This is a genomic window from Streptomyces sp. NPDC014991 (assembly GCF_043080665.1).
In the GTDB taxonomy this organism is placed as follows: domain Bacteria; phylum Actinomycetota; class Actinomycetes; order Streptomycetales; family Streptomycetaceae; genus Streptomyces.
This window is the reverse complement of sequence record NZ_JBIBVY010000021.1, coordinates 32,890-48,351: the sequence shown is the minus strand read 5'-3', so window position 1 is coordinate 48,351 and position 15,462 is coordinate 32,890. Positions and strand designations below refer to the sequence as shown.

The window sequence follows — 15,462 nt, the reverse complement described above, 5'->3', positions numbered from 1 at the left end:
GCGGAGGGTACCGGGCGGCGGCTTTCGGATGCCGGAACCGACTTGACTGTCCGCGCCACCTCTCGTCAGCCTGTCCGTATGCCGACCGAACTCCTTCTCCACGGGCGGGTCCACGTGGACCTCGCCCGCACCGCGAGCGCGCGCTGTCCGGGCTGTTGAGCAGCCACGGCCCGTTACCCACCCTCGCAGAAGGACAACTCCATGACGGCCACGCCCGGCCTCGGCACTCCTCGGCTCGCCTCCCCCGATCTGCTGCGCTCCACGTTCCGCCGGCATGCCGCCGGGGTCGCGGTGATCACCGCGCGCGGTGTCACCGGCCCGGTCGGCTTCACCGCCACCTCCCTGACCTCCGTCTCCGCCGAGCCGCCGCTGGTCTCCTTCGGTATCAGCGCGGGTGCCTCCAGCTGGCCCGCGATGGCCGAGGCGGACCATGTCGGCGTGCACATACTCGGCGAGCACCAGAGCGAGCTGGCCGCCACCTTCGCCCGTAGCGGCGCCGACCGCTTCGGCGCGCCGACCGCGTGGCGGGACGGCCCGGAAGGCGTACCGGTGCTGGACGACGTGCTGGCCTGGCTGGTGTGCCGGGTCGTCGGACGCGTTCCGGCGGGTGACCACCGGATCGTGCTCGCGGAGGTCGTCCTCGGCGACCCCTCGGGCTCCGGCCGCCCCCTCCTCTACCACCAGGGCCGCTTCAGCGGTCTGCGGGATTAGTCACGGGGCCCTCTCCTGCGCGGCCGTCGAGTTCCGGTTACGCTGCGTTGCGAAGGTCACAGTTCAAAGCGCTTGCTTAGCGGGCAGGAACTGGGTGTACTGACGAGTAATATTTCGGTCGGAGCGCGCGGACGCCCCGACCGGGATCGGCCGCTCCGGGCGCCTATGCTGCCTGCAAGAGGCAGCCCGGAAATAGACGATGCAGTAGGAGAGCCGGCGTGAGCTTGAGGATCGTTGTCACTGTGAAGTACGTGCCCGACGCCACTGGCGACCGGCACTTCGCCGATGACCTGACCGTCGACCGCGACGACGTGGACGGTCTGCTCTCCGAGCTGGACGAATACGCCGTGGAGCAGGCCCTGCAGATCGCCGAGAACGCGGACGACGCCGAGGTCACCGTCCTGACGGTCGGCCCCGAGGACGCCAAGGACGCGCTGCGCAAGGCCCTCTCCATGGGTGCCGACAAGGCCATCCACGTCGAGGACGACGACCTGCACGGCACCGACGTCATCGGCACCTCCCTGGTCCTGGCCAAGGCCATCGAGAAGGCCGGCTACGACCTGGTCGTCTCCGGCATGGCCTCCACCGACGGCACCATGGGCGTCGTTCCCGCGCTGGTCGCCGAGCGCCTGGGCGTCCCGCAGGTCACCCTGCTCTCCGAGGTCTCCGTCGAGGACGGCACCGTCAAGGGCCGCCGTGACGGCGACGCCGCCTCCGAGCAGCTTCAGGCGCAGCTCCCGGCGGTCGTCTCCGTGACCGACCAGTCCGGCGAGGCCCGCTACCCGTCCTTCAAGGGCATCATGGCGGCGAAGAAGAAGCCGGTGGAGTCCTGGGACCTGTCCGACCTGGACATCGAGGCCGAGGAGGTCGGTCTCGACGGCGCTTTCACCAAGGTCGAGACCGCGACCGAGCGTCCGGCCCGCACGGCCGGCACGATCGTCAAGGACGAGGGCGAGGGCGGCAGGCAGCTCGCCGAGTTCCTCGCGAGCCAGAAGTTCATCTAAGGGCTCGCCCCCGCCGACCGCCCCTCAACTTCGTTACGCAGGAGAGCAATCCCATGGCTGAAGTCCTCGTCTACGTCGATCACGTGGACGGTGCCGTCCGCAAGCCCACCCTGGAGCTGCTGACGCTGGCCCGCCGCATCGGCGAGCCCGTCGCCGTCGCGCTCGGCAACGGCGCCGCCGACACCGCCGCCACCCTCGCCGAGCACGGCGCCGTGAAGGTCCTCACCCACGACGCGCCGGAGTACGCCGACTACCTGGTCGTACCGAAGGTGGACGCCCTCCAGGCCGCCCACGAGGCCGTCTCCCCGGCCGCCGTGCTGGTCCCGTCCTCCGCCGAGGGCAAGGAGATCGCCGCCCGCCTGGCGCTGCGCATCGGCTCCGGCATCATCACCGACGCCGTCGACATCGAGGCCGGCGACGAGGGCCCGGTGGCCACCCAGTCGGTGTTCGCCGCGTCCTTCACCACCAAGTCCAAGGTCGTCAAGGGCACCCCGGTCATCACGGTCAAGCCGAACTCGGCCGCCGTCGAGGCCGCCCCGGCCGCCGGTGCGGTCGAGACCCTGTCCGTGACCTTCTCCGGTCAGGCCACCGGTACCAAGGTCACCGGCCGCACCCCGCGCGAGTCGACGGGCCGCCCGGAGCTGACCGAGGCCGCGATCGTGGTTTCCGGCGGCCGTGGCGTCAACGGTGCCGAGAACTTCTCGGTCATCGAGGCGCTCGCCGACTCCCTCGGCGCGGCCGTCGGTGCCTCGCGCGCCGCGGTGGACGCCGGCTGGTACCCGCACACCAACCAGGTCGGCCAGACCGGCAAGTCGGTCTCGCCGCAGCTCTACATCGCCAACGGCATCTCCGGCGCGATCCAGCACCGCGCCGGTATGCAGACCTCCAAGACGATCGTGGCGGTCAACAAGGACGCCGAGGCCCCGATCTTCGAGCTGGTCGACTTCGGCGTGGTCGGTGACCTCTTCGACGTCGTCCCGCAGCTGACCGAGGAGGTCAAGGCCCGCAAGGGCTGAGCCCCCTCCGCTGTACGAGGCCCCCGTGACCAGTGCGGTCACGGGGGCCTCGGCGCATCCTGGACACGGTGTTGACCAGCGGGAAGCACGCCGGATAACTTCATTCTACGGATTGTTGATTCCGGAAAGCGGAAAATCGGAGGGTGTGGGATGGGTCAGCAGGAGAAGGTGGCGACGAGCCTCGCGGGCGCCGTCAGCGAGGAGATCAGCGCCTCCCTCGCACCGGTCGACGCGGAGCTGGAACGCCGCTACCCCGGAGATCCCGGCACCCGGCAGCCCGTCCACACCGTCTACGTCCCCGGTGACGCCTTCACCGCCGGCACCCTGCGGGCCTGGGGCGACCAGGCACTGGCCCTCCTCGACGCCCACGCCCCCGACGCCGCCTCCCTCGCGGCCGTCCTCGGCCTCGCCGACGACCTCGCCGAGCCGGTGCACTCCCGCGTCCGCGCCAAGCTGGAGCGAGAACCCGTCGAGGACCTGCGTGTCGACTTCGAGGACGGCTACGGCCCCCGGCCCGACGCCGAGGAGGACACGACGGCGGCCCGCGCTGCCCGCCTGATCGCCGAGGCGTACCGCAACGGCACGGCCGCGCCGTACATGGGCATCCGCATGAAGTGCATGGAGGCCGCGGTACGCGACCGGGGCATCCGCACCCTCGACGTCTTCCTCACCGGCCTGATGGAGGCCGGCGGCCTGCCCGGCGGCCTGGTCCTCACCCTGCCGAAGGTGACGTACGCCGAGCAGGTCGGCGCGTTCGTCCGCCTCCTGGAGGCGTTCGAGAAGGCGCACGGTCTGGACGCCGGCCGCCTCGGCTTCGAGATCCAGATCGAGACCAGCCAGGCCGTCCTCGCCACCGACGGCACCGCCACGGTCGCCCGCATGATCCAGGCCGCCGAGGGCCGCGCCACCGGACTCCACTACGGCACCTTCGACTACAGCGCCTGCCTCGGCGTCTCCGCCGCACACCAGTCCGGCGACCACCCCGCCGCCGACCACGCCAAGGCCGTCATGCAGGTCGCCGCGGCCGGCACCGGCGTCCGCGTCTCCGACGGGTCGACCAACGTCCTGCCGGTCGGTCCGGCCGAGAAGGTCCACGACGCCTGGCGGCTGCACTACGGCCTCACCCGCCGCGCCCTCTCCCGCGCCTACTACCAGGGCTGGGACATGCACCCCGGCCACCTCCCCACCCGCTACGCGGCCGTCTTCGCGTTCTACCGCGAGGGCTTCGAACAGGCCGCGGCCCGCCTGGTCCGGTACGCCGACCGCGCCGACGGTGACGTCATGGACGAGCCCGCCACCGCCAAGGCCCTCAGCGGCTACCTGCTGCGCGGCCTGGACTGCGGCGCCCTGGACATCGCCGAGGTCGCCCGCCTCACCGGCCTGACCCGCGCCGACCTGGAGAGCTTCGCGACACCCCGGCGCGGCGACCTGACGGCCTCCACGCACTGAACGGGCCCACCACGGGCGCACCCGGCAGGGGCGCCGGAGACGACATACCGGTGCGGGGACGGGCCGGCGGACGGTCGCGCGGGACCCGGGCCAGGGCCGGCTCCGCCAAGGGGGCGGGCGGCCACAAGGGGTCGGGCCGTGCAGGGGGCGGCTCAGTCCGCGGGCGGCAGCTCGCCCGAGCCGCGCGTGACGAGCCGCGTCGGCAGCAGGATCCGTTCGGGTGCCAGGAGGGCGCCGTCCAGCTGGCGGAAGAGGCGGTCGGCGGCGGTACGGCCCAGCGCCGCCGCGTCCTGCGCGACGACCGTGACCCCCGGCTGAAGCAGGTCGGCCAGTTCGATGTCGTCGAAGCCGACGAGCGCGGTCCGGCGGGAGTGCTCCGCGAGGACCCGGATCACCGTCACCGTGACCCGGTTGTTGCCGGTGAAGACGGCGGTGACGGGGTCGGGCCCGGACAGCATCTCCTCGGCCGCCCGCCGCACCCGCTCCGGACTGGTCACCCCGAGGGACATCCAGCTTCCCTCGACCGGTATCCCCGCGTCCTCCATGGCGGCCCGGTAGCCGCGCAGGCGCTCGGCCGCGGTGTGGATGCGCGGCATGTCGCCGATGAACCCGATCCGGCGGTGACCGTGCGCGATGAGGTGGGCGACGCCGTCGCGGGCACCGCCATAGTTGTCGGACAGGACCACGTCGGCGTCGATCCGCCCCGCCGGGCGGTCCACGAACACGGTCGCCACCCCGGCCCTGATCTCCGGCTCCAGGTAGCGGTGGTCGTTCCCGGCCGGGATCACCACGAGACCGTCCACCCGGCGCGCGCACAGCGCCAGCGCCAGCTCCTGCTCCCGCTCCGGGTCCTCGGCGCTGGAGCCGTTGATCAGCAGGGCGCCGTGCGCGCGGGCGACCTCTTCCACGGCACGGCTGAGCGGGCCGTAGAACGGGTCCGCGAGGTCCTCCAGGACCAGGCCGATGCTCGCCGTGCGGCCCTTGCGCAGCACGCGGGCGCTGTCGTTGCGGCGGAAGCCGAGCGCCTCGATGGCCTCCTGCACCCGTCGCTCGGTGTCCGGGGTGACCCCCGGCTCACCGTTGACCACGCGGGAGACCGTCTTCAGCCCGACACCGGCGCGGGCCGCCACGTCCTTCATCGTCGGGCGGTTGCCGTACCGGGATCCGGGGAGGCGTTCTGCACGGCGGGTGGTCTCGGGCACGGGGCGCTGTCCTGTCTCTCGTCCGTCTCATCCACGGCGGTGGTGCGTGATCCGTGGTGCTGTATGAGGATGTGGCGTCGAGCATAGAGCCTGGACAACGTTGTCAGATGCGGGAGAGACTGTCCACCGCTGTCTCCGGCCTGCGTCCCCACCGCATGTCCGGCCTGCGACATTCTGCTTTCACGTTTTCAGCGGGGAGATCTGACTCTTGATGCACACCGACCTCGTGGCGGCCCTGGACATCGGCGGCACCAAGATCGCCGGCGCGCTGGTGGACGGCGACGGACGGATCCTGGCCCGGGCCCAGCGCGCCACGCCCGCCCAGCAGGACGGCGAAACGGTCATGGGGGCCGTGACCGGGGTGCTCGGCGACCTCGCCGGGTCACCCCTGTGGGGACGGGCCGTTTCGGTCGGCATCGGCAGCGCGGGCCCGGTGGACGCCTCCGCGGGCACCGTCAGTCCGGTGAACGTGCCGGGCTGGCGTGAGTTCCCGCTGGTCGAGCGGGTACGCGCGGCCACCGGCGGTCTGCCGGTCGAGCTGATCGGCGACGGTGTCGCCATCACGGCGGCCGAGCACTGGCAGGGCGCCGCACGCGGCCACGACAACGCGCTGTGCATGGTGGTGTCGACCGGGGTGGGCGGCGGACTGGTGCTGGGCGGCCGGCTGCACCCAGGCCCGACCGGCAACGCCGGGCACATCGGCCACATCAGCGTGGACCTCGATGGCGACCCCTGCCCGTGCGGCTCGCGCGGCTGCGTGGAGCGCATCGCCAGCGGACCCAACATCGCCCGCCGGGCCCTGGAGCAGGGCTGGCGGCCCGGCCCCGACGGCGACGCCTCGGCCGCCGCCGTGGCCGCCGCCGCCCGCGCGGGCGACCCGGTCGCCGTGGCCTCCTTCGAGCGGGCCGCGCAGGCGCTGGCGGCCGGCATCGCGGCCACCGCGACCCTGGTCGAGATCGACATCGCCGTGATCGGCGGGGGTGTCGGCAAGGCGGGCGACATCCTCTTCACTCCCCTGCGCAGGGCCCTGGCCGGCTACGCGGCCCTGTCCTTCGTACAGCGGCTCACCGTCGTACCGGCACAGACAGGCACCGACGCGGGCCTGGTCGGCGCCGCCGCGGCAGCCCTGACCGGCAGGACGGACACCACCACGGTGAGCCTGTAGCCGCCGCCGGCACGTCCGCCCGAACCGACGCCGCCGGCGACACGGGTGCCGAGGGGGTGGATCACGGGGATGCGGGTGCCGGGGGTGCGCCGTCCGGGGGCCGGTGCCGAAGGGCCGGGCACTCCGGATGCCGGTGTGTCGGCGGTGAGCGGCTGGGCAGGGATCGTGCCGATGCGGACGCCGGACGCCGGACGCCGCACGCCGTCGGACGACAGGCCCGGGACCTCCCGCAGCAGACGGCCGGCCGCGCCACGGGCGGTGCGCGGCGCCGCCGCCCACCACGACCTGCGCCTGGGGCCACCTGGGTCCGCCGCGCGTGGTACCGGCCCCGGCGCGTGGCCGGCCATCGCGCGGCCCTGCAGGCCCCGCCGGCCCGCCTCCTTCCCCGACCCGCCCCCTACGACCGTCGCACCGTTCCGCGTGACCCCCGGGCCGGTTCCGTAGTTGATCAGGGCATGAAGAAGCGCAGCATGCTGGCCCTCGCCACCCTCGCCACCGGATTCGTCGTGGCCGCCGTCACCCCGCCCCACGCGGCCGACGACGGTCCCCACCGTCACCTGAGCGTCTCGGACACCCCCGACACGGCAGGTCACCTCGTCAGCCAGTACGGTCCGGCCGTCGACGAGGAGGATCTCGGCCAGGAATAGGGCCGACGCACGTACGGAACGCGTGCCGGTGTCCCCGCCGCAGGGGGCACCGGCACGTTCCTGCGCGGGGACAGGCACCCTCACCGGGACGGGGTTTCCGTGGCAGGGTGGAGCGGGCAAGCCACAGGGGGCCAACAGCAGAGGGGGAGTCCGTGACCGTCGTCTGGATCAACGGCGCGTTCGGTGCGGGGAAGACCACCACCGCACGGGAGCTGATCGAACTGATCCCGCACAGCACGCTCTTCGACCCCGAGGTGATCGGCGGGGCGCTCACACACCTGCTGCCGCCCAAGCGCCTCGCCGAGGTCGGCGACTTCCAGGAACTGCCGGCCTGGCGCCGGCTGGTGGTGGACACCGCCGCCGCCATGCTCGCCGAGCTGGGCGGCACCCTGGTGGTGCCCATGACGCTGCTCCGGCAGGAGCACCGGGACGAGATCTTCGGTGGTCTCGCCGCCCGCAGGATCGCCGTGCACCATCTGCTCCTCGCCCCGGCGGAAACGATCCTGCGCGAGCGGATAGCCGGTCGGGAGACACCGCCCGGCCTCCCCGACGGCGAGCTGCGGACACGCCAGTGGTCCTACGACCACATCGGGCCCTACCGCGCCGCCCTCGCCTCCTGGCTCACCGCCGACGCCCATCTCGTGGACACCAGCGCCCTCACCCCGTACGACACCGCCGTCCGTATCGCGGACGCCGTCGGCAGTGGTGCCGTACCCGTCTGTGACATCGTGCAGACCCCGGAACCGACCGCCGAGACGCTCGCCGCCGGGGTGCTGCTCTTCGACGATCAGGACCGGGTGCTGCTCGTCGATCCCACCTACAAGCCGGGCTGGGAGTTCCCCGGCGGGGTGGTGGAGCGGGGTGAGGCCCCCGCCCGCGCCGGGATGCGCGAGGTCGCCGAGGAGACCGGGATACGACTGCGGGAGGTGCCGCGGCTGCTCGTCGTGGACTGGGAGCGGCCCGCGCCGCCCGGCTACGGCGGGCTGCGGCTGCTGTTCGACGGCGGCCGGCTGGCGCCCGCGCAGGCGTCCCGGGTGCTGCTGCCGGGCCCGGAGCTGCGCGCCTGGCGCTTCGCCACCGAGCAGGAGGCCGCCGCGATGCTGCCGCCCGTCCGCTACGAGCGGCTGCGCTGGGCGCTGCGGGCGCGCGAGCGGGGCACCGCCCTCTATCTGGAGGCCGGGGTGCCGGTCGGCTGATCGGCCGTCGGTCAGGCCATGGCCGCCACCCGGCGCAGTGCGGCGCCGGCGCCTCCCACCACCGGGTCACCGTGCCCGAAGCAGGCCACCTCCGCATCGAGGCCGGCCAACATCCGTACGGACGTGCGGAGTTGGGCGCGGTCGAGGTTGAACACCCCTGGCATCGGTGTTCCGTCGGCCGGGGCGGCCGCGACCGTGTCCCCGGTGAACAGCACGCCTTCGGCGGGCAGGAACAGCGCGATGCTGCCGTCCGTGTGCCCGGGGACGTGGAGCACCCGGGCGCCACCACCGAAGTCCAGCACCTCGCCGCCCGACAGGCCGGTGACCGCCGCCGGCGGCACCGGCTCGCCCTCGGGCAGGTGCTCGGCCGCCGCCGCGTGGAGCGGCAGCTCCCACTCCTCGAACCGCGGCGGCGGGCCCGGGAGTCCACCTCGTACGAAGGTCGCGTCCCGCTCGTGCGCCAGCACTTCGGCACCGGTCAGCGCGGCCAGCTCGCCCGCCCCGCCGGCGTGGTCCTCGTGGAAATGGGTCAGCACGATCCGTCGTACGTCCCGCGGCGCGCGCCCGAGCGCCGTGACCGCGTCGGCGATGGCCCGGCCGGAGCCGAGCGTGCCCGCGTCGATCAGCGTCAACTCGTCGCCGTCGCGCCAGAGATAGGCCTGGCCGACCGGGAAGCGCAGGAGGTGGAGGCGGGGGAGGAGCGGGATGACGTCCATGCGCCGACCCTAGGCGGGCCCCCGTCATGCGGCGACGGCCCTCTGCCGCGGGCAGAACGGTTCAGCCGGCCGCGTAGTTGCGCAGGAACAGCGCCTCGGCGACCGAGAGCCGCTCCAGCTCCTCGGGCGACACGCTCTCGTCGACCGCGTGGATCCGCGCCTCCGGCTCGCTGAGCCCGATGAGCAGGATCTCCGCCTGCGGGTAGAGGCCGGCGAGGGTGTTGCACAGCGGGATGGAGCCGCCGTGTCCCGCGTACTGCATGGTCTCGCCCGGGTAGGCCACCGCCATCGCGTCGGCCATCGCCCGGTAGGCGGGGCTGGAGGTGTCGGCGCGGAACGGCTGGCCCTGCCCGGTCTGCTCGGTCGTGACCCGGGCGCCCCACGGGACGTGGGCCTCCAGGTGCCCCTGGAGCAGCTTGGTGGCCTGCGCCGCGTCCACGCCCGGCGGCACCCGCAGGCTGATGAGGGCGCGGGCGCTCGACTGCACGGAGGGCGTGGCGCCGACGACCGGCGGACAGTCGATGCCGATGACCGTGACGGCCGGCCGGGCCCAGACGCGGTCGGCGACCGAGCCGGCACCGATCAGTCCGACGCCGTCCAGCACCTTGGCGTCCTCGCGGAACTGCTCCTCGGTGTACTCCAGGCCGTCCCACGCCGCCGTGGCCTCCAGCCCGTCGACGGTGGTGGAGCCGTCCTCGGCGCGCAGCGAGTCCAGGACCCGGATCAGCGCGGCCAGCGCGTCCGGGGCGGCGCCGCCGAACTGACCCGAGTGCAGGTTGCCGGCCAGGGTGTCGACCTGCACCCGGACCATGGTCATGCCGCGCAGGCTGGTCGTGGCCGTCGGCAGGCCCACCCGGAAGTTGCCCGCGTCGCCGATGACGATCGTGTCCGCCGCCAGCAGCTCGGGATGCTGCTCGGCGTACCGCTCCAGGCCGCCCGTGCCCTGCTCCTCCGAGCCCTCCACGATCACCTTGACGTGCACGGGCACGCCGCCGTTCGCCCTGAGGGCGCGCAGCGCGAGCAGGTGCATGAGGAAGCCGCCCTTGCAGTCGGCGGTCCCGCGGCCGTACCAGCGGCCGTCGCGCTCGGTCAGCTCGAACGGCGGAGTGGTCCAGCCGGCTTCGTCCAGCGGCGGCTGGACGTCGTAGTGCGCGTACAGGAGAACCGTTTTCGCACCCTCCGGTCCGGGCAGCCGGCCGTACACCGACTGGGTGCCGTCCGGGGTGTCCAGCAGGGCGATGTCGGCGAAGCCCTCGGCGCGCAGCGCGTCGGCGATCCAGTGCGCGGCCGCCTCGCTCTCGCTCTTCGGGAACTGCGCGAAGTCCGCCACCGACCGGAAGGCGACCAGCTCGGACAGCTCCTCCTTCGCCCGGGGCAGCAGCGAGGCCACGGTCTCGGCGACCGGATTCGACGACATGGGCACGCTCCTCGTGGGTGCGACGTTGTACGGGGGTGAGTACACCGATCCTCCCACAGTGGCCTGCGCGGACGGCCGCCGTAGGATGCGGGGGGACACTTCGGCGGCGGCTTGATCGGAGCGGTAGACCATCGTGAGCGGCGACAATTCTTCGGCGGACGACGTGCAGCGGGTGTGGGACGTCGTCGTGGTGGGCGCGGGACCCGCGGGGGCCTCGGCCGCCTACGCGGCCGCGGTCGCGGGACGGCGCGTACTGCTGCTGGAGAAAGCCGAACTGCCGCGCTACAAAACGTGCGGCGGCGGCATCATCGGACCTTCGCGCGACGCGCTGCCGCCGGGCTTCGAACTGCCCTTCCGGGACCGGGTGCACGCGGTCACCTTCTCCCACAACGGCCGCTTCACCCGCACCCGCCGCTCCAGGCAGATGCTGTTCGGGCTGATCAACCGGCCCGAGTTCGACCAGCAGCTCGTCGAGCACGCCCAGAAGGCGGGCGCCGAGCTGCGTACGGGCGTCACGGTGCAGCGCGTCGAGCAGCACGGCTCGGGGGTGCCGGACCGGCGCACGGTCGCCGTCGTACTCCAGGGCGGGGAGCTCGTGCTGGCCCGCGCGGTCGTGGGCGCCGACGGCAGCGCCAGCCGGATAGGAGCCCACGTCGGCGTGAAGCTGGACCAGGTCGACCTCGGCCTGGAGGCGGAGATCCCGGTGCCGGAGACGGTCGCCGAGGACTGGAAGGGCCGGGTCCTGATCGACTGGGGTCCGATGCCCGGCAGCTACGGCTGGGTGTTCCCGAAGGGGGACACGCTGACGGTCGGCGTGATCTCCGCGCGCGGCGAAGGCGCCGCCACCAAGCGTTACTTGGAGGACTTCACCGCCCGACTCGGCCTGGCCGGCTTCGAACCGTCCCTCTCCTCCGGGCACCTGACCCGCTGCCGCGCGGAGGACTCGCCGCTGTCCCGCGGCCGGGTGCTGGTCTGCGGGGACGCGGCGGGACTGCTGGAGCCGTGGACCCGCGAGGGCATCTCGTTCGCGCTGCGCTCGGGCCGGCTGGCGGGGGAGTGGGCGGTGCGGATCGCCGAGGCGCACGACGCCGTCGACGCCCGGCGCCAGGCCCTGAACTACGCGTTCGCGATCAAGGCGGGGCTCGGTGTCGAGATGAGCGTCGGCAGGCGGATGCTGGCGGTGTTCGAGAAGCGCCCCGGCCTCTTCCACGCGGCCCTCACCGGCTTCCGGCCGGCATGGCGGGCGTTCCGGGACATCACGCAGGGCTCGACCTCACTGGGTGAGATGGTCCGCGCGCACCCCCTTGCCCAGCGTGCCCTGGCCAGGCTGGACAAGGCGCAGGCCGCACCGGCGGAGGAACCCGTCAGTTCGTGACGGTGATCCGGAAGACCGGGTGGTCCGGGGCGCAGGCGATGATCTCCGCGTCGGTGGACGCGGCGGTCACCCCGGCGAAGTACTGGTTGACCTCCCAGCCCCACTTCTGGAGGTAGGTCCGCAGGAGGGGGAGCTTCTCGGCGTCGGGAAGCTCCACCGCGGTGAAGGTGCGCACCTTGCGGCCGACGCGCAGTTCGCCGCCGCCAGCCGCACGCATGTTCCGCACCCACTGCGAGTGGCCGCGTGCCGAGATCAGGTACTGCCCGCCGTCGTACGTGTGCGGGTTGACCGGGACGCGCTGCATCTGGCCGCTCTTGCGGCCGCGCACGGACATCTCGGCGCTCCCCGCGAGGCTGAACCCGTGCCGGGCGAGCCAGCCGATCACGCTGTTGAGGCGGACGTTCAGCGGGCTGCCCTTGAGGTAGTACGGCGACGATGACGACATGATGACCCCCACGGTTCGAGAGAGCGGTGCTCTCGTTCGCCTCCAGTGTGGGGCAAGCCGGCGTGCCACGGCAAGAGCACCGCTCTCTTTTGTGTGCGCCGCTCTCCTTCGTGGCACACTGCTGCCATGAGCACCGCACAGGGCGCCCGCGCGCGGGCCAGGCAGGAAGTCACCGCGGCCATCAAGGAAGCGGCGCGCGGACAACTGGCCGCGGAGGGCGCGGCCAAGCTCTCGCTGCGCGCGGTCGCCCGCGAATTGGGCATGGTCTCGTCGGCCGTGTACCGCTACTTCCCCAGCCGCGACGACCTGCTGACCGCCCTGATCATCGACGCCTACGACGCCCTCGGCGAGGCGGCGGAACAGGCCCTGGGTGCCGCGTCCGCCGCCCCGCCCCTGGAGCGCTGGACGGCCGTGTGCGAGGCGGTCCGCGACTGGGGACTCGCCCACCCGCACGAGTACGCGCTGATCTACGGGTCACCCGTGCCCGGGTACTCCGCTCCCGACACCACCGTCCGGGCCGCGGCCCGCGTCGGCATGGTCCTCATCGGCATCGTCCGGGAGGCCCACGAGGACTCGGGCCTGGCCGTCCCGCCCCTCCCCGCCGGTCTGCGCCCCGAGGGGGAGCGCATGGCCGCCGACTTCGCCCCCGGACTGCCGCCCGAGGCCGCCGCGGCACTGGTGGCCGCCTGGGCCCAGCTCTTCGGGCTGGTCGGGTTCGAGGTGTTCGGACAGTTCACCCGGGTGGTCGAGGACCGCGCCCCGTTCTTCCGGCACGCGGCCGCCCGACTCGCGCACGGGGTGGGCCTCAGCCGGCCTTGAGCGGCACGCCTCCGGTCAGGTTCCCCTGCTCTTCCCGGACTTGGGGTGTGCGCCTCCCGGGGCTCCTGGAAGACAGCACGGATCGACGCAGCCCTGACAGGCGTACCTGCCGGGCGGCGTCCGTGGTCACCCGGCCCGGCCCGCGCCGGGTCTCTGCGGGCCGGGACCGGCGCGTCCATGCCCGCGTGTCGGGGCCGTTGTGCCGGGCTACCTCTCGTCGTGCGGTGCCGGCCTGGCGGGCCGGATCTGCCGCTGAAAGCGCACCAGCACGCTCACCACCCGCGCCATGAAGACCACCGCGGCCACGGCCGGGCCCAGCCGGAGCAGCACCGCGGCCGGCAAGGGCGGCAGGTCGAACAGGAGGGCCGGACCGGCCACGGCTCCGAACAGCACGGCTGCCGCGAACGCGGCGCTGACCAGCGCGTACCCGATCTCGACCGTGGCCGCGTCCTGTTCGGCCTTGGTGCGGCGCCCCCCGTATGCACACATTCCGTCAGTTTCACAGACGTGCGCCCGGCGGACAAGCTTGTCCCGGACCTCACCGGGCTGACCGTCCGGGCCCGGAACGCGGAGGCCAAGGCCGCATTGCATGCGGGTGCATGCAATGGGCGCTTCTCTGCTACGGTGCGCTCATGGCGGCGAACAAGGCCGAACAGGCGCTCGTGGAGCAGTGGCGGGACATCCTGGCCCTGCAGGCCCGCACCCAGTGCGAACTGGACCGCGAGCTGCACGTACACGGCCTGTGTGCCAGCGACTTCGAGGTCCTCGACCTGCTCGCCGAGGGGGCCGCCGACGGCGGCTGCTCGTACCGCGTGCAGGAGATCTCCGACCGCGCCCATCTCAGCCAGAGCGCGCTGTCCCGGCTCGTCGGCCGCCTCGAGAAGGACGGCCTCGTCGCGCGGACCATGTGTTCCGACGACCGGCGCGGGGTGTACGTGTCGCTCACGGCGAAGGGGCGCGCGCTGCACGCGGAGGTACGGCCGGTGCAGCGCGCGGTGCTGACCCGGATGCTGACGACGCCGTCCGACACCGACTGACGTTCCGTCAGATCGCGGACCGCTCACGCCACAACGCCGCGAGCGACCGGTCGCCGGTCACCTGCGGCACCGCCCTCCGGTTCCACAGTGCCAGGTACAACTGGTCCGCGGGGCCCGACAGTTCGGCCTCGGCCGCACCCTCGGCCGCACGCACGCACACCGGTGGCTCGGCGGTGAGCCGCAGGGTCCACACCGCGTCCGCCCCCGCGTCCACCGCCCGTATCCGCAGCACGCGCGGCTCCTCGCTGCGCAGGCGGCTGCGGGAGCGGGCGTGGAAGCCACGCAGCAGCTCGTCGATGCCGTCCACCGCGAAGCCGGGCGCGATCGGCGACGGCGTGCCCCCGCGGGCCGACTCCGCGTCGTACCGGTGCACGGTCGTCTCGTGCGCCTGCCGGCGGGACCAGAAGGTCAACGGCGACGGACCGGGCAGCGGCAGGAAGGTCCAGCACTCGGTGTCGGCGGGCGCGGCGGCCAGGGTGTCCAGCAGCAGGCGGTGGCTCTCCCGGTACCAGGCCACCAGCTCGGCGCCGTCCAGCTCCGGCGGTTCGCCGCCGGGCCTGCCCTCGGGCTGCCCGTCGGCGACGACGGCGGCGGCCCACCGGTGCACCACCCCGGTGTGCCGCAGCAGATCACGCACCTGCCACTCCGGGCACGTCGGCACCTCGGCGTCGGCCCCCGCCGCGTCGGCCGCCGCGGCCAGCAGCCGTCCCTCACGGTCCAGAACCTCAAGATACTCAGCAGTCTTCATGGGGCCGAGTGTGCCGGATGGAGCGGACTCCAACGGCATCCGGGCACAGGTGCGTTGGCGCGACGGGGTGCCGGGTGTGGCGTGCGGTGGCGGCGGCAGGAGGCCGTTTCCGGGTCGGGCGGACGCCCCGGGCCGGCCGTCCGCCCCGTGCCCCCCACGGCCGGCGCGCGTCCCGGCCGCCGGGTACGCGGCGGCTCGGTGCGGGAAGCGGGCGTCCTGCCGGGCCGGGTGGGAAGGCCGAGGCCGCTGGTGTCGGTCACCACGCGCGTGATGCCAGGCCCGGATCCGGCGCTGAACGCGGGCGTACTCCCGTCCCGGGAGGAGAGCCGAGGCCGCCGGTGCCGGTCACCGCCGGCGTGGTGCCGGGTCCGCGGCGGGTCGGCCAGTCGGGTGCGCCGCCTCGCGCCCGTCGCCGAACCGCTGTGTCGTTGACCCGGACGCGTGCCGAGCTCCGGGCCCCGGCCCTCGGGTGTCTCGGGTGCTCAGCGATGGAGAAGGACGGACGGAGTGTGCCC

The 15,462-nt window shown here is 73.5% G+C and carries 16 protein-coding genes; 10 read left to right on the top strand and 6 right to left on the bottom strand.

Going from position 1 to position 15,462, the window contains the following annotated elements:
* Positions 1 to 201 precede the first annotated feature (201 nt).
* The 4 genes from ACF1BE_RS27860 (at position 202) to ACF1BE_RS27845 (ending at position 4,180) form a co-directional block, all read left to right on the top strand.
* Complete coding sequence (locus tag ACF1BE_RS27860; RefSeq protein WP_392201764.1) at positions 202 to 711, top strand: flavin reductase family protein; 510 nt, start codon at positions 202 to 204, stop codon at positions 709 to 711.
* A 218-nt stretch (positions 712 to 929) separates the two neighbouring features.
* Entirely contained in the window at positions 930 to 1,715 is a 786-nt protein-coding gene (locus tag ACF1BE_RS27855) for an electron transfer flavoprotein subunit beta/FixA family protein (RefSeq protein ID WP_392201763.1), read from the top strand.
* A 53-nt stretch (positions 1,716 to 1,768) separates the two neighbouring features.
* Entirely contained in the window at positions 1,769 to 2,731 is a 963-nt protein-coding gene (locus tag ACF1BE_RS27850; protein ID WP_392201762.1) for an electron transfer flavoprotein subunit alpha/FixB family protein, read from the top strand.
* A 150-nt stretch (positions 2,732 to 2,881) separates the two neighbouring features.
* Positions 2,882 to 4,180, top strand: a complete 1,299-nt coding sequence (locus ACF1BE_RS27845; protein ID WP_392201761.1) for a DUF6986 family protein — start codon at positions 2,882 to 2,884, stop codon at positions 4,178 to 4,180.
* A 152-nt stretch (positions 4,181 to 4,332) separates the two neighbouring features.
* On the opposite strand, the gene ACF1BE_RS27840 is transcribed toward ACF1BE_RS27845, so the two are convergent.
* Positions 4,333 to 5,382: a LacI family DNA-binding transcriptional regulator gene (locus tag ACF1BE_RS27840; protein WP_392201760.1), complete on the bottom strand. Its 1,050-nt coding sequence runs from the start codon at positions 5,380 to 5,382 to the stop codon at positions 4,333 to 4,335.
* 211 nt (positions 5,383 to 5,593) lie between these two features.
* Here ACF1BE_RS27840 and ACF1BE_RS27835 point away from each other — a divergent pair, with 211 nt between their 5' ends.
* The 3 genes from ACF1BE_RS27835 (at position 5,594) to ACF1BE_RS27825 (ending at position 8,390) form a co-directional block, all read left to right on the top strand.
* Positions 5,594 to 6,547 (top strand): ROK family protein, encoded by a 954-nt coding sequence (locus ACF1BE_RS27835; RefSeq protein ID WP_392201759.1) that lies wholly within the window; start codon positions 5,594 to 5,596, stop codon positions 6,545 to 6,547.
* 455 nt (positions 6,548 to 7,002) lie between these two features.
* Positions 7,003 to 7,194 carry a hypothetical protein gene (locus ACF1BE_RS27830; RefSeq protein WP_392201758.1) on the top strand — a complete coding sequence of 64 codons (192 nt, stop codon included), beginning with the start codon at positions 7,003 to 7,005 and terminating at the stop codon, positions 7,192 to 7,194.
* A gap of 152 nt (positions 7,195 to 7,346) precedes the next feature.
* Positions 7,347 to 8,390: an NUDIX domain-containing protein gene (locus ACF1BE_RS27825; protein ID WP_392201757.1), complete on the top strand. Its 1,044-nt coding sequence runs from the start codon at positions 7,347 to 7,349 to the stop codon at positions 8,388 to 8,390.
* A gap of 11 nt (positions 8,391 to 8,401) precedes the next feature.
* Here ACF1BE_RS27825 and ACF1BE_RS27820 read toward each other — a convergent pair whose 3' ends face one another.
* Positions 8,402 to 9,106 (bottom strand): MBL fold metallo-hydrolase, encoded by a 705-nt coding sequence (locus ACF1BE_RS27820; RefSeq protein WP_392201756.1) that lies wholly within the window; start codon positions 9,104 to 9,106, stop codon positions 8,402 to 8,404.
* Between the two features lie 61 nt (positions 9,107 to 9,167).
* The gene (locus ACF1BE_RS27815; protein ID WP_392201755.1) at positions 9,168 to 10,523 is read right to left on the bottom strand and encodes a dipeptidase; all 1,356 of its coding nucleotides are present in this window, start codon (positions 10,521 to 10,523) and stop codon (positions 9,168 to 9,170) included.
* Between the two features lie 133 nt (positions 10,524 to 10,656).
* Here ACF1BE_RS27815 and ACF1BE_RS27810 point away from each other — a divergent pair, with 133 nt between their 5' ends.
* Positions 10,657 to 11,898 carry a geranylgeranyl reductase family protein gene (locus tag ACF1BE_RS27810; RefSeq protein WP_392201754.1) on the top strand — a complete coding sequence of 414 codons (1,242 nt, stop codon included), beginning with the start codon at positions 10,657 to 10,659 and terminating at the stop codon, positions 11,896 to 11,898.
* On the opposite strand, the gene ACF1BE_RS27805 is transcribed toward ACF1BE_RS27810, so the two are convergent.
* Complete coding sequence (locus tag ACF1BE_RS27805; protein WP_392201753.1) at positions 11,888 to 12,343, bottom strand: nitroreductase family deazaflavin-dependent oxidoreductase; 456 nt, start codon at positions 12,341 to 12,343, stop codon at positions 11,888 to 11,890. The two genes, ACF1BE_RS27810 and ACF1BE_RS27805, sit on opposite strands and share 11 nt — an antisense overlap.
* 126 nt (positions 12,344 to 12,469) lie before the next feature.
* Here ACF1BE_RS27805 and ACF1BE_RS27800 point away from each other — a divergent pair, with 126 nt between their 5' ends.
* Positions 12,470 to 13,162: a TetR/AcrR family transcriptional regulator gene (locus tag ACF1BE_RS27800; RefSeq protein WP_392201752.1), complete on the top strand. Its 693-nt coding sequence runs from the start codon at positions 12,470 to 12,472 to the stop codon at positions 13,160 to 13,162.
* 207 nt (positions 13,163 to 13,369) lie between these two features.
* Here ACF1BE_RS27800 and ACF1BE_RS27795 read toward each other — a convergent pair whose 3' ends face one another.
* Complete coding sequence (locus tag ACF1BE_RS27795; RefSeq protein ID WP_392201751.1) at positions 13,370 to 13,651, bottom strand: DUF6332 family protein; 282 nt, start codon at positions 13,649 to 13,651, stop codon at positions 13,370 to 13,372.
* A 143-nt stretch (positions 13,652 to 13,794) separates the two neighbouring features.
* Here ACF1BE_RS27795 and ACF1BE_RS27790 point away from each other — a divergent pair, with 143 nt between their 5' ends.
* Positions 13,795 to 14,199, top strand: a complete 405-nt coding sequence (locus ACF1BE_RS27790; RefSeq protein WP_392201750.1) for a MarR family winged helix-turn-helix transcriptional regulator — start codon at positions 13,795 to 13,797, stop codon at positions 14,197 to 14,199.
* Between the two features lie 7 nt (positions 14,200 to 14,206).
* Here ACF1BE_RS27790 and ACF1BE_RS27785 read toward each other — a convergent pair whose 3' ends face one another.
* On the bottom strand, positions 14,207 to 14,947 hold the full coding sequence (locus ACF1BE_RS27785) for a maleylpyruvate isomerase family mycothiol-dependent enzyme (RefSeq protein WP_392201749.1): 741 nt from the start codon (positions 14,945 to 14,947) through the stop codon (positions 14,207 to 14,209).
* Positions 14,948 to 15,462: the final 515 nt, after the last annotated feature.